At 61.2% G+C, this 13,336-nt stretch carries 11 protein-coding genes; 9 read left to right on the top strand and 2 right to left on the bottom strand.

Going from position 1 to position 13,336, the window contains the following annotated elements; all coding sequences use genetic code 11:
- Positions 1–5 precede the first annotated feature (5 nt).
- The 5 genes from AC1DVE_RS27950 (at position 6) to AC1DVE_RS27930 (ending at position 5,824) form a co-directional block, all read left to right on the top strand.
- The gene (locus AC1DVE_RS27950) at positions 6–1,598 is read left to right on the top strand and encodes an ArnT family glycosyltransferase (RefSeq protein ID WP_223461147.1); all 1,593 of its coding nucleotides are present in this window, start codon (positions 6–8) and stop codon (positions 1,596–1,598) included.
- A gap of 47 nt (positions 1,599–1,645) precedes the next feature.
- Entirely contained in the window at positions 1,646–2,857 is a 1,212-nt protein-coding gene (locus tag AC1DVE_RS27945; RefSeq protein ID WP_263287174.1) for an MFS transporter, read from the top strand.
- Between the two features lie 160 nt (positions 2,858–3,017).
- Positions 3,018–3,725 (top strand): HPP family protein, encoded by a 708-nt coding sequence (locus tag AC1DVE_RS27940; protein ID WP_223461145.1) that lies wholly within the window; start codon positions 3,018–3,020, stop codon positions 3,723–3,725.
- A 97-nt stretch (positions 3,726–3,822) separates the two neighbouring features.
- The gene (locus AC1DVE_RS27935) at positions 3,823–5,295 is read left to right on the top strand and encodes a nucleobase:cation symporter-2 family protein (RefSeq protein WP_477784351.1); all 1,473 of its coding nucleotides are present in this window, start codon (positions 3,823–3,825) and stop codon (positions 5,293–5,295) included.
- 58 nt (positions 5,296–5,353) lie between these two features.
- Positions 5,354–5,824, top strand: a complete 471-nt coding sequence (locus AC1DVE_RS27930; protein ID WP_223461141.1) for an LEA/WHy family protein — start codon at positions 5,354–5,356, stop codon at positions 5,822–5,824.
- A 35-nt stretch (positions 5,825–5,859) separates the two neighbouring features.
- Here the strand turns inward: AC1DVE_RS27930 and AC1DVE_RS27925 are convergent, their stop codons facing one another.
- Complete coding sequence (locus AC1DVE_RS27925) at positions 5,860–6,876, bottom strand: AraC family transcriptional regulator (RefSeq protein ID WP_223461258.1); 1,017 nt, start codon at positions 6,874–6,876, stop codon at positions 5,860–5,862.
- Between the two features lie 676 nt (positions 6,877–7,552).
- Between AC1DVE_RS27925 and efeU the strand changes: the two genes are divergently transcribed.
- The 4 genes from efeU to efeO (AC1DVE_RS27905) are packed head-to-tail and all read left to right on the top strand — an operon-like array spanning position 7,553 to position 11,765.
- A complete protein-coding gene (efeU, locus tag AC1DVE_RS27920; RefSeq protein ID WP_223461140.1) occupies positions 7,553–8,392 on the top strand; it encodes an iron uptake transporter permease EfeU in 840 nt (279 codons plus the stop codon).
- 8 nt (positions 8,393–8,400) lie between these two features.
- Positions 8,401–9,621 (top strand): iron uptake system protein EfeO, encoded by a 1,221-nt coding sequence (efeO, locus tag AC1DVE_RS27915; protein ID WP_223532013.1) that lies wholly within the window; start codon positions 8,401–8,403, stop codon positions 9,619–9,621.
- Positions 9,618–10,916: an iron uptake transporter deferrochelatase/peroxidase subunit gene (efeB, locus tag AC1DVE_RS27910; protein WP_223532015.1), complete on the top strand. Its 1,299-nt coding sequence runs from the start codon at positions 9,618–9,620 to the stop codon at positions 10,914–10,916. The genes efeO (AC1DVE_RS27915) and efeB overlap by 4 nt, the downstream gene beginning before the upstream one ends.
- A gap of 24 nt (positions 10,917–10,940) precedes the next feature.
- Positions 10,941–11,765, top strand: a complete 825-nt coding sequence (gene efeO / locus AC1DVE_RS27905) for an iron uptake system protein EfeO (protein ID WP_223461134.1) — start codon at positions 10,941–10,943, stop codon at positions 11,763–11,765.
- A 105-nt stretch (positions 11,766–11,870) separates the two neighbouring features.
- Here the strand turns inward: efeO (AC1DVE_RS27905) and pssA are convergent, their stop codons facing one another.
- Positions 11,871–13,214, bottom strand: coding sequence for a CDP-diacylglycerol--serine O-phosphatidyltransferase (pssA, locus tag AC1DVE_RS27900; RefSeq protein WP_223532017.1), 1,344 nt, complete (start codon positions 13,212–13,214; stop codon positions 11,871–11,873).
- Positions 13,215–13,336: the final 122 nt, after the last annotated feature.

The following is a 13,336-nucleotide window of genomic DNA, read 5'->3' as shown; positions in this document are numbered from 1 at the left end:
ACCTCATGATCCCTCACATCCGCCAACAGTCCCTCGCGCTGGGTCTGTTGGCGCTGTTGTTGTTCTGCGCCGGGATGTATCAGCAGGCAGCCATCGGCTTCGATTCGCGCTTCGTGCTGTTCGCCCAGGAGATGCTGCGCAATGGGCCGTCGTTTTTTCCGACGACCTATGGCCAGCCCTACGCAGACTATTCGGGACTTTCAACGCTATTCATCTGGCTGCTTTCGCTGCCGTTCGGCCAGGTCACCAGCCTGACCGCATGGCTGCCGAGCGCCATCGCCGCAGCGGTCATCGTCACCTTGATGTACCGCTTGCTGGCGCCCTACTCCACGCGTTGGGCGCTGCTGAGCATCGCCTTGATGCTGCTGACCAACACCTTTATCACTGAAACCCGCGCCGTTTCCCTCGACCTGATGCTGGCGGCCGTCGCGTTCAGTGTGTTTTACCTGGGTTATACCGCCGATCACTTTGCCGCTCCGCGTCGCTGGGCCTTGATCTACGCCTTGTTGCTGCTGGGCTTCTGGATTCGTGGGCCCATCGGCCTGGTCATTCCTACGGGGATGCTGTGCAGCTATTTCCTGGTAAATCGCCAATGGAGACGAATGCTGGTCTTCGGATTGCTGGCGTCCATGCTGTTGGCGGTGTGCGTCGGGCTTTTGTTGTGGCTGGCGGACGTCAGTGGCGGCCCGGCCTTTTTGCAGGACGTGATTCGCATGCAGTTCATGGGACGCATGGACGGCAGCGAGGGCTCCAACGAGGTGTTGTATTACTTCACCAGTTCGGTAGGCAACTACGCACTGGCCTGGCCACTGGCAGTGCTGGCGCTGGTGGCGGTCGCCGCTTCTGGCCGACAACAGTCAGGCCCGGCATTGCGCCTGACGCTGTACTGCGCAGCTGCCGGATTGATCGTGATGGTCGGCCTTTCCGTCCCGCAGGCAAAAAAGGCCCGTTACCTGCTGCCGATTCTGCCCATGGCGGCGATCATGGCGGCTTATCCGTTTTACGCCGTGCAAGGTCGGCTGTTCGGTTGGCTGCGCGTATTGATGCAGGGCTTATGGCTGCTGATTCCGGGGTTGCTGATCGTGACCTTGCTGGTGATACAGCGAAGATTCCCCGAAGACGTGGCCCATCTCACGTCGTTGTTCATCATTCTCGGCGCGCTGCAAGCGGTCGCCGTCGTAGCGCTCAGGCATCCCCGCTGGCGCGCGCAGACTCTCGCCCTTTGCGCAGTCCTGGCACTGTGGTCGGTATATATCCTGCAGTTCGAGCCGATCCAGCGACAGCTTTACGACACCCGGACCTTCAGCCACGAAGCGTTTGAACTCGTGCAAAAAGACCCCGCACCACTGGTGATGCACGCGATGGGCAAGGATGCCAAAGCCATCAAGTTCATGGTCAACATCAATCAAGGCCTGCAACCGGAGTTCACCGATTCACACCAGGAACTTGACGCCCTCAAGGGCCCGGCGTGGCTGATGATGGACCTGAACGTTTACAAGACACTGCAAGGCACGGCTATAGGTGCATTGCCACCCGTGTTGAGCGGGCGTTTCGACAAGAATGATTTCGTGCTGCTGCACCTCAAGCAAATCCCGTAGCAACGACCGAGTGTCCGACTGCTAGAGTAGCGCTCACGATCGGGCTGATGCCGGCCCAAGCGAATAAGGACATTCACGCCGTGACCAGCTACTCCCCCCTCATCCGCCGCCTGCTGATCTGCTCGCTGACCATCGTCGTCAGCCGCGCCATCACCAGCCCGTTGCTCACGCTGTTCGTCAGCGACAAGCTTGGCCTCAACCAACAGGACGTTGGCTTGCTGCTCGGCATTGCGGTGTTCGTCGCCACCCTGCTCTCCCTGTATGGCGGCTACATCATCGATCGCTTCGAAAAACGCCGGTTGCTGATTCTCTCGATGGCATCCAGCGCTGTCGGCCTGGTGTTGCTGACCTTTGCTGAAAACCTCTACCTGACCACGATCACCCTGATTGTCACCGAAACCGCCTCATCGCTGTTCCTCATCGGTTCGAAAGCGATCCTCAGCGACAACCTGGCGGTGGGCCAGCGCGCCAAAGCGTTTTCCCTGAGCTATACCCTGACCAACATTGGCTACGCTGTCGGGCCGATGCTCGGTGTGCTGATCGCCGGCCTGTTTACCAGTGCACCGTTCCTGGTGGCTGCGGCCATCGCTTTTTTCAGTATTTTCCTGATGATCGGGATCGCGAAGGACCCGGCGCGTTCGTCTGTCACCGGTCAGACTCAGAGTTTCCTCAAAACCCTGATCACCCTGAAAAACGACCGCACCCTGATCCTGTTCACCGGTGGCTGCCTGCTCAGCACCGTGGTGCACGGGCGATTTACCTTTTACCTGTCGCAGTATTTGCTGGTAACCAGCAGCCCCCAGCACACCATGGAAATCATGGCCGCCCTGCTCGCCTGCAACGCCATCAGTGTGATCTTGTTGCAATACCAGATCGGGCGTTTTCTCAAGCGCGAGCAACTGCGCCAATGGATCGTGGCCGGCACCGGCCTGTTCATCCTCGGGCTGATCGGCTTCAGCCTGGCGGACAGCCTGGTGAGCTGGTGCGTGGCGATGTTTATCTTTACCCTCGGTGAAATCATCATTTACCCGGCCGAGTTTCTCTTCGTCGACACCCTGGCTCCGGAAGAACTGCGCGGCAGTTACTACGGCGCACAAAACCTTGCTGCACTTGGCGGTGCGTTGAGCCCGGTGATTTGCGGCTTCATGTTGATGCACACCCCGGCGCCGACGATGTTTTATGCCTTGAGTGCACTCGCTGCCTTGGGTGGTTTGCTGTGCTACATCAGCGGCCGACGGGGCAACTTACAGCAAAATTAATGCACTGAAAGCTCATTAATATGAATTTGTCAGTAGATGGATTGAACGGCACACTGTGCGCGTTCCTCCCCCAACAGTTGGAACACCTTCAAGGGCTTTCTGGGTTTCCCAGCTAAGCCCTTTTTTTGCCTCGAATTTTTCTTGCCGGAGTTTTCTCGGAATGCTTGCTCGCTGGTTGCCCGCCGCCATCAACACCCGCCCCACCGAATGGAGCCGCGCCGCCATCGGCATGGCCTTGGGGACACTGATGAGCGTGTGGCTCTGTAGCCAGGTGTTCGGCATTGAGGTGGCCCAGCACCTGATCGGCCCGCTGGGGGCGTCGGCGGTACTGTTGTTTGCCGTGTCTTCGGGCGCGCTCGCGCAACCCTGGTCGATTCTGGGCGGCTACTTGAGCGCCGCGGTGATTGCGTTGCTGGTGGCCCATGTGTTGGGCCGAACCCTCGGGAGCGCTTGCCTGGCGGCAGGCATGGCGTTGATCCTGATGTGCTGGCTGCGGTGCCTGCATCCACCGGCCGGTGCATTGGCCCTGACCTTGGTGCTGGCCGATCCGGCAACCATTGCAATGGACTGGAGAGCCATTGAACCGGTGATGCTCAGCGCAGCGACGATGCTGTTCTGCGCCTTGGCCTACAACAACCTGACCCGCGTTCGTTACCCCAAGAGTGCCAGCGAACCGGTGGCCAGGATTCATGCCGATCACCCGCCGGTCGACCGTCAGGCCATCACTGCCGAAGACCTGAAACTGGCGTTGGCCGACATGGAAGCGTTCTACGACGTCACGCCCGAAGACCTTGAACAGTTGATCCAGGCCAGCCAACTGCACGCCAAACGCCGCAGTGTGGGCGAGGTGCTCGCCCCTCGACTGTAAGTCGCTGTTTTGGAGGTTCTTTTGCCGTGGCCGGGCGGTTCTGGTATCCTGCGCCTCCATTTTCTGACCCGGCCCGCCTTCTGGCACGCAAACCACCATGACCGCCTCCGAAAAAGCCCCCGCTCCACGCCACAGCGACCTGATTTACGGCCTCGATGACCGCCCGCATCTGACTGCCACCCTCTTCGCCGCCCTGCAACACGTGCTCGCAAGTTTCGTCGGCATCATCACCCCGACGCTGATCATGGGCAGCACCTTGGGCCTGCAAAGCGAAATTCCTTATCTGATCAGCATGGCGCTGTTCGTTTCCGRCCTGGGCACCTTCGTCCAGGCGCGGCGCTTCGGTCCGGTGGGCTCGGGCCTATTGTGCCTGCAAGGCACCAGTTTCTCGTTCATCAGTGTGATTTTGAGCGCCGGCTTCATGGTCAAGGCCCGGGGCGGCGGCACCGAAGAGATCCTCTCGACCATCTTCGGTGTGTGCTTTTTTGCCGCGTTCATCGAGGTGGTGCTGAGCCAGTTCATCGGCAAACTGCGCATGCTGATCACCCCGGTGGTGACCGGGACGATCATCACGCTGATGGGCTTGTCGCTGATCAAGGTGGCGATGACCGACATCGCCGGAGGCTTCGGCGCCCCGGATCTGGGGGCGGCCAGTCACTTGGCCCTGGCGGCGCTGGTGCTGGGAACCATCGTGGTGTTGAACCGGGTGGACGTGCCGTTTCTGCGCCTGGGAGCGATTGTCATCGGCCTGACCCTGGGCTACGGGGTGGCATGGCTCATGGGCCAGGTGGATTTCAACAGCCTGCCCGAAGTGCCGCTGATGAGCGTACCGGTACCCTTCAAATATGGGTTCTCCTTCGATTGGGTGGCGTTCATTCCGGTGGCGGTGATTTTCCTCGTGTCGCCGCTGGAGGCCGCCGGCGACCTCACGGCCAACTCGATGATCTCCCGGCAACCGGTCAAAGGCCCGGTGTACATTCGCCGGATCAAGTCCGGCCTGCTCGCCGATGGCCTCAACTCGGCCATGGCCGCGGTGTTCAACAGCATGCCGATGGTGACCTTCGCCCAGAACAACGGGGTGATCCAGCTCACCGGCGTGGCCAGCCGCTACGTGGCGTTTTTCATTGCCGGCTTGCTGGTGGTGCTTGGCCTGTTCCCGATGATCGGCGCGGTACTGCAACTGATGCCGAAACCGGTGCTCGGTGGCGCCGAACTGGTGATGTTCGGCACCGTCGCCGTGGCCGGGATCAAGATTCTGGCCGAGGCCGGCCTGCATCGGCGCAACATGCTGATCGTGGCGATTTCCGTCGGCATGGGCCTGGGCGTGGCCGCCGTACCGGAAGTCTTGCGTGAACTGCCCAAGGCCCTGCACAACATTTTCGAATCGCCCATCACCGTCGGCGCGCTGTGCGCTATCGTTCTTAATATCTTCCTGCCCGAGGAATTCATCGAACTGGAAGAGGACGAATTCGATCCGGAAGCCTCCGTGCTTCAGGTGATGCAGAACCCCGATGTGACCGTCAGGGATGAACCCGCAAAGGCTGCGGTGGTCGCACAGTCAAACCGCTAGACCGGCTCAAGGGCTGAGCCGCTGACGGTTCAGCCCTTTTTCAGATGAGAGCACGTCCATGCGCAGCGCCCACGCAGTCCTGATTTCCCTCCTGCTCTGCCTGAGCGCCTGCTCCTCTCTGCCCAATCGAGACCCATTGAAAATCAACGTCGTGGGCGTCGAGCCCTTGCAAGGCGAGGGCATGGAAGTACGCTTTGCCGTGAGAATCCGCGTGCAGAACCCCAATGACATCACCGTCACCTACAGCGGCGTCGCGCTGGACCTGGACATCAACGGCCAGCCCTTCGCCTCTGGCGTCACCGATGAGAGGGGTACGATCGGGCGCTTTTCCGACACCGTCGTCAGCGTACCGGTCAGCGTTTCGGCGTTTTCGATGGTCCGCCAGACCTATGGCATCAGCCAAATGAAAACGCTCAACAACATGCCTTATATCCTGCACGGCAAGCTCTCGGGTGGCCTGTTCAACACCATGCGCTTCGTGGACAGTGGCACGCTCAATCTGCCAGGGCCAATCACTGGCAGCCGTTAACAGCCTGGGAAGAAATGACCGTTGCGCCGCTGAACCTACTCGGTGTCATTGAGAATCAGGCTGCGGTAATGCCCAGGATTTGACCCCGACCATTTGCGAAACGCCTTGTAGAACGAACTGACGTCAGCGAACCCGAGCCGCGTGGCGATTTCGCTGAAGCTGATCGCCGGCTCCGCCAGCCAGACAATCGCCAGCTCCTTGCGCACGCCGTCCTTGAGGCCTTGATAGGTTTGCCCTTCTTCGGCCAATCGGCGGCGCAAGGTTGAAGCCGACATGCACAGGCGTTGCGCGAGGGCTTCGGTTTCCGGCCAGTGTTCGGCCGGCAGGTGGCGCAGGTCGTGTTTGATGCGGCTGGCCAGGCTCTGCGGATCGCGGTACTTCACCAGAATGTTCGCCGGCGCACGGGCCAGGAATCGCTCGAGTTCTTCAGGGCTGCGCTTGATCGGCAGGTCCAGGTAATCGGCGGAGAAAATCATCCGCGTGCGTGGGCGGTCGAAGCGCAGGTTCTCGGAAAACATCACCTGATAGTCATCGCAGAAATCCGGCTTCGAACAGCGCAGTTCGATGGCCAGGATCGGAATCCGCCGTCCTGCCAGCCAGCAGGCAACGCCGTGCACGATCATCCAGTAGGTGAAATAGGTGAAGGCCCGGCGCGGGTCTTTGTCGTCCTCCAGCAGGACGATTTCCGCCAGGCTTTGCTGACGCACCAGCTGCGCCGGCAAGTGCTCAAGCATCAACGACAGAAAGTCCAGGCCGCAGGTCAGTCCCGCCGCCACGTTGGGCTGGAGCATGGCGCTGCGACACAGGAACGCAAAGCTGCCGGATTTCAGTTTGCGTGGGTCCATGCCAAAGAACTCATCATCCCCGCGCCGTGCCAGCAACCGCCACAGGCGCGCATAAGCCGTGGCCGGAACACGGGCGTCGGTGCTGCCCAATAGCAGCGGGTCGATGCCGACCTTGATCAACACCTCGTCCGTGGCGATTCCTGGCGCGCAGCTTTGCAACAGTGCTTCACGCACCAGTTGAATGGAGATGGTGTCTTTTTCCGACATGGATTGCGACAAGCCCTGTTCTTGTTCGAGTGGGGGGGCATATTAGCTGAAACCACCCGCCTGGCGCTGATCGAATAACCCTGTGGGAGTGAGCTTGGTCCGGGCGGCGTTCCGACGATGGCTGCTTGGCAGGCGGCATGGATTTTCGAGGGTGTACATATCCGTTTCTGCGGTAACGGCGGCTTATGGTTCCGCCCTTACGGCGGGTTACTTGGAAAAGCCCCAAGTAACCAAGGGCTCTTGCCCCTGACGTTCGGTGCCTCGCCTAGGCTCGGCATGCCCTCGCTCCGGTCCTGCTCCGTGGGCCCGCCGCCATCGGCCATCCATGGCCGGCGGCGGCTAACCCGGCATCCATGCCGGGTTGCCCACTGCGCAGAACCTCCACTCGGCCTCACGAGGGGGCAAGAAGATCAAGATCAAAAGCAAAAGCAAAAGCAAAAGCGAGGCGGCCTACCGGCCGGCCTGATCGCGGGGTTCGTTCGCGCTTGAGAATTGAGTTGGCTGACAGGCCGTCATTCGCGAGCAGGCTCGCTCCCACAGGGGGGGTCTCCCAAGGGGTGTGCTGACCTTCAGGGTTGTTCAGGTTACGTTCAGGTAATTGCCAATCAATACCATATGGGAATGAGTGTCATTATGTTACAACTTAGCTCCCTAACTAAGTTCGAGACGCCGCTGAATGCTTGTTCCTTTCCTGATCATGCTGCGCGAAGGTGTCGAGGCCGCGTTGATCGTTGGCATCATCGCCGGTTACCTCAAACAGACCGGTCGCGGCCAATGGCTGCCGGCGATGTGGATCGGGGTGTTTCTTGCCGTCGCCCTCGCCTTGCTGGTGGGCGGTGGCCTGGAACTGGTCAGTGCCGAGTTTCCGCAGAAACAACAGGAGCTGTTTGAAGGCGTCGTCGGGCTGGTGGCCGTCGGCATTCTCAGCTCCATGGTGTTCTGGATGCGCAAGGTGGCGCGCTCGATCAAGCATTCGCTACACGAATCCCTCGACCACGCGTTGAGCGGTTCCAGACACCAGGTGATTGCACTGATCGCCATGGTGTTTTTCGCCGTGGCCCGCGAAGGCCTGGAAACCGTGTTCTTCCTGCTCGCGGTATTCCAGCAAAGCCAGGGCCCGGCGGCACCGATCGGCGCCCTGCTCGGCCTGGTCCTGGCCATCGTCATCGGCTTGCTCATCTACAGCGGCAGCATGCGCCTGAATCTTGCGGCGTTCTTTCGCTGGACCGGCCTGTTCATCCTCGTGGTGGCGGCCGGCATCCTCGCCAACTCGGTGCAGGCGCTGCACGAAGCCGGGCTGTGGAACCACCTGCAAACCGTGCTGTTCGACTTCAGCGCGACGCTGCCGATGGACGGCCCGTTGGGCTCGGTGCTGGCCGGCATGTTCGGTTACCAGGATGCCCCGACCGTCAGCACTCTGGGTGCGTATCTGATCTATCTGCTGGTGGCGCTGGTGATGTTCTTCTCCCCGGCCGGCGCACCCGCCCGGCAATCTTCTTCCGTTTCCAGCCAGTAAGGGCTCCCATGCCAAATCAAGCCCCACCCCAGGCTTCCCCTCCCCGCGCCTTGCGCTGGGCGGTGGCCGGCTCGGTGATCGTGATGATCGCCGCCGGCGGCCTGTTCTATTACGCCGCGCAAATCGCCGCGGCCAAGCGCCAGGCCAATCACGATGAGGTGCTGGTGACCATCCACCCCCACAGCTGCGAACCCAATGCGCTCACCGTCCCGGCCGGTCGCGCCAGCTTTCGCATCGTCAATCGCTCCGAGCGCGCCGTGGAATGGGAAATCCTCGACGGCGTGCTGGTGATCGAAGAGCGGGAAAACATCGCCCCCGGCTTGAGCCAGGTGATCAACGCCAACCTGCAGCCCGGCGACTACAGCATCACTTGCGGACTGCTGAGCAACCCCCGTGGCACCTTGCACGTCACGCCGACAGCGGCCTCCGAGGCCGCCGCTAAAAACGGGCCGTCGATGGTGGCGTTTGTCGGGCCGCTGTCGGAGTTCCGCGTGTACCTGAGCAGCCAGGGCACCGCGCTGATCAAAGCCGTCAGCGCCCTGCAGCTAGCCATCGAGTCCGGTGACCTGAGCCAGGCGCAAGCCTTGTATGTGCCGGCGCGCGTCGCGTATCAGCGTGTGGCGCCTGCCGCTCAACGCCTGTCGCAACTGGACAACGCCATCAATGCCCGCGCCGACTATTTCGAAAAACGCGAGCAGGACCCGGGCTTCACCGGTTTCCACCGCATCGAGTACGCACTGTTTCAACAACGTGATCTCGCGGGCCTGGCGCCCGCTGCCCAGCGTCTGCTGGCGGACGTCACCACCCTCAAACAACAGTTGCTGGCCCAGTCACTGCCGCCGGAGCAACTGGTGAGCATCATGGTGCGCAACCTCAACGGCATTGCCGATGTACGCGCCAGCAGCGGCGAAGAAGAACGCTACAGCCACAGCGACCTGAACGGCTTCGCCGGCAACCTCGACGCCACCCGCAAAGTCGTCGACCTGTTGCGTCCGATGCTGAGCAAGTCCGCACCCGGGTTGCTGCCGAATATCGACAGTGCCCTCAACGCCTTCGACGCCGAACTCAATGGTTTCAAGGTCGGCGACGGTTACGTCAGCTACGACAGTGTCAGCGCCAATCAGCGCCAACAGATCGCCGACAAGGCCAAGGCACTGGCCACCGAACTCGATGCAATCGATCCCGCCCTTGGCCTTTCCGGCCTGTCAGCAGAAGACGTCAGCCGATGAACGATCCAGAGCAATTCAATCTCCAGCGCCGCCGCGTACTGATGGGTATGGGCGCCGCCGGCGTCGCCCTCGCAGGTGTAGCACTCAGTTGCCCGGCCATGGCCGCCAACCCTGCGCAAGTCACCGAAGCGCCGAGCAGCGACAAAACCCTCGACCGTCACGCGTTCCATGGCCGGCACCAGAGCGGCATTGTCACGCCGCGCCCGGCGGCCGGCATGCTGGTGTCGTTCGATGTGCTGGCCAGCGACCGTGACGACCTTGAGCGGCTGTTTCGCACCATGAACCAGCGCATAACGTTCCTGATGCAGGGCGGCCCGGTGACCCAGGTCGACCCGAAGCTGCCGCCCGTGGACTCGGGCATTCTCGGTCCGGTCGTCACCCCGGATAACCTGACCATCACCGTGTCGGTGGGCGAATCGCTGTTCGACGAACGTTTCGGCCTGGCCGCCGCCAAGCCCAAGCGGCTGACGCGCATGGTCGGCTTCCCCAACGACGCGCTGGAAGCCGATTGCTGCCATGGCGACTTGAGCCTCCAGTTCTGCGCCAACACCACCGACACCAACATCCACGCCCTGCGCGACATCGTGAAAAACCTGCCGGACCTGTTGCTGGTGCGCTGGAAACAGGAAGGCAGCGTACCGCCCCAGGCCCCGGCAAAACCAGGCGTACCAGCACAGAGTGCGCGCAATTTCCTCGGTTTTCGCGACGGTTCAGCCAACCCCGACTCTAACGACGCCAAGGCCATGGACAGCATCGTCTGGGTGCAGCCCGGCAGCGATGAGCCGGCATGGGCCGCCAACGGCAGTTATCAGGCCGTGCGCATCATTCGCAACTTCGTTGAACGCTGGGACCGCACGCCGTTACAGGAACAGGAAAGCATTCTCGGCCGGGTCAAAAGCACCGGTGCGCCCATGGGTGGTGCCCACGAAAGCGAAGTGCCGGACTACAGCAAAGACCCGCAAGGCAAGCTGACCCGGCTCGACGCACACATTCGCCTGGCCAACCCGCGCACTGCCGCAACCCAGGCCAACCTGATCCTGCGCCGGCCGTTCAACTACTCCAACGGCGTAAACAAGAACGGCCAGCTCGACATGGGCCTGCTGTTCATCTGCTACCAGGCCGACCTGGAGAAAGGCTTCATCACCGTGCAAACCCGGCTCAACGGCGAACCGCTGGAGGAATACCTCAAGCCGGTCGGCGGCGGCTACTTCTTCACGCTACCGGGCGTCACCGGCGACCAGGATTTCATCGGTCGTTCGCTGCTCGATGCCACGTCCCCAAAAACAACTGCCTGACAACAACCCTCACGGAACCGCCCCATGAAAAAGTCGCCCCTGGCGTTAATGCTGACCCTTGGCTTGTTCAACACTCCGCTTTCGGCGTTCGCAGCCACCGCGCCGCTGGACCTGGTGGAGCCGGTCTCGGACTACAAGATCTACGTGACCGAGCAACTGGATGAACTGGCCAGCCACACCCGGCAATTCACTGACGCCGTGAAAAAAGGCGACCTGGCCACCGCGCAAAAACTCTACGCGCCGACCCGCGTCTACTACGAGTCGATCGAGCCGATTGCCGAGCTGTTCAGTGACCTGGATGCATCCATCGACTCCCGCGTCGACGATCACGAAAAAGGCGTGAAAGCCGAGGACTTCACCGGTTTCCACCGCCTCGAATACTCACTGTTCTCGGAAAAAAGCACCCAAGACCTGGGCAAACTGGCTGACGGCTTGAACAAGGACGTGAAAGACCTGCAAACCCGCGTCGCCGGCCTGACCTTCCCGCCCGAGAAAGTGGTGGGTGGCGCCGCCGCGCTGCTCGAAGAAGTGGCGGCGACCAAGATCTCCGGTGAAGAAGACCGCTACAGCCACACCGACCTCTATGACTTCCAGGGCAACATCGACGGTGCGAAGAAAATCGTCAACCTGTTCCGTCCGCAGATCGAGAAGCAGGATGCCGCCTTCGTGGCCAAGGTCGACAAGAACTTCGCTACCGTGGACAGGATCCTGGCCAAGTACAAGACCGGGGACGGTGGTTTCGCGACCTACGACAAAGTGAAGGACGCCAACCGCAAGGCGCTGGTCGGGCCGGTCAATACTTTGGCTGAAGATTTGTCGACTTTGCGTGGGAAGCTGGGTTTGAACTGAGTTTTACAGCGCCGGTAAGGTCCTCATCGCGAGCAGGCTCGCTCCCACATAAAACCAGTGTAGGAGCGAGCCTGCTCGCGATTGCTTTTCAGAAGTTCGCTGGGTCTACAAGATGCGGTAGAGCAGCCGCTCGATCCGCACGCGACTCACGCGCTTGAGGAACTTGGCCACGCCCGCCGGGTATTCGGCCAGGGTATCCAGGTTTTGGAAGTGCTCGATGCGACGGGTGTGCTGGAAGATCTCTGCCAGCTCTTTGCGACGCGGCTCCAGCAGTTCGCCATGGGGATCATCGATCAACAAGGCGTTTTCCAGATCGAGTCGAAACGCCCGCGGGTTGAGGTTGTTGCCGGTCAGCAAGGTATAGCGCCGGTCGATCCACATGCCCTTGAGGTGATAGGTGTTGTCACCATCACGCCACAGGTGCAGGTTCAACTGCCCACTGTCGATGTTGCGCTGATGGCGCTTGGCAAACCGACGCAAGCTGATTTCGTACAGGTACGGCAGCGCCGAAATGACCCGGAACGGTTCGCTCGGCGGAATGTAGAAGTCGTTGGCCGTCTTGTCGCCGACCACAATGTCGATCTTCACCCCACGGGCCAGTGCGCGGTTGATCTCGCGGATGATCGCCAGCGGCAGGTTGAAGTACGGGGTGCAAATGGTCAGTTGCTGCTGGGCGCTGGCGATCAGTTCGCAGATCACCCGGTTCAGCGGATTGTTCTTGCCGACGCCGAGCAGCGGGCTGACGGACAAACCGGTCCTGTCGGTGGTGCCCCGCGTGGTGTCGTACGCCGCGTGCTTGAGGCGACTGCGCAGGTCACCGATGTCATTGCGCAGGCTGCGGGTGGTCGGCAGGTTCGGCAGGTCGAGGCGGTGCACCGCCTTGGACGCCATCAGGCCGTGCTGCACCAGGTGCTGCATCGAATCGGCCAGTTCACGATTGTGCAGCAGGTGATAACGGTCGTAGCGGTACTTGTCGAACTTGTGCAGATAGACGTTGTTCAGGCTCGCGCCGCTGTAGATCACGCAGTCATCGATCACGAAGCCTTTAAGGTGCAACACACCGAATAGTTCGCGGGTTTGTACCGGGACGCCGTAGATCGGCACTTCGCTGGCATGGGTGCGGGTCATTTCCTGATACCAGGCGGAGTTGCCCGGTTGCTTGCCGGCACCGATCAGGCCGCGCTGGGCGCGCAGCCAGTCGACGACCACCACCACGTCCAGTTCCGGACGCGCCAGTTTGGCCGCGTGCAAGGCATCGAGAATTTCCTGGCCGGCTTCATCCTGTTGCAGGTACAGCGCAACGATGTAGATGCGCCGGGTCGCGCTGGCGATTTTCTCCAGCAGGCAATGACGGAATTCTGCAGCACCGCAGAGGACGCTAACGGCATCGGCCGCCAGCGAAAAACTGCGCAACTTGGGCAGCAGGGAGCGTTTGAAAAGCGACGGCATAGGGCTCGCAATGGGTCGAATCCGAAGAACCCGAGAGCTTACACCATTGATGGGGTCGGGTCTTGTTACTGTCTGTAATGTCCCCTTCGCGAGCAGGCTCGCTCCCACAGGAGAATGCATTT

Source organism: Pseudomonas sp. P4_B4 (assembly GCF_056402255.1).
Note: the sequence above shows the minus strand (reverse complement) of the source record. Positions and strands in the feature narration are given on the sequence as shown.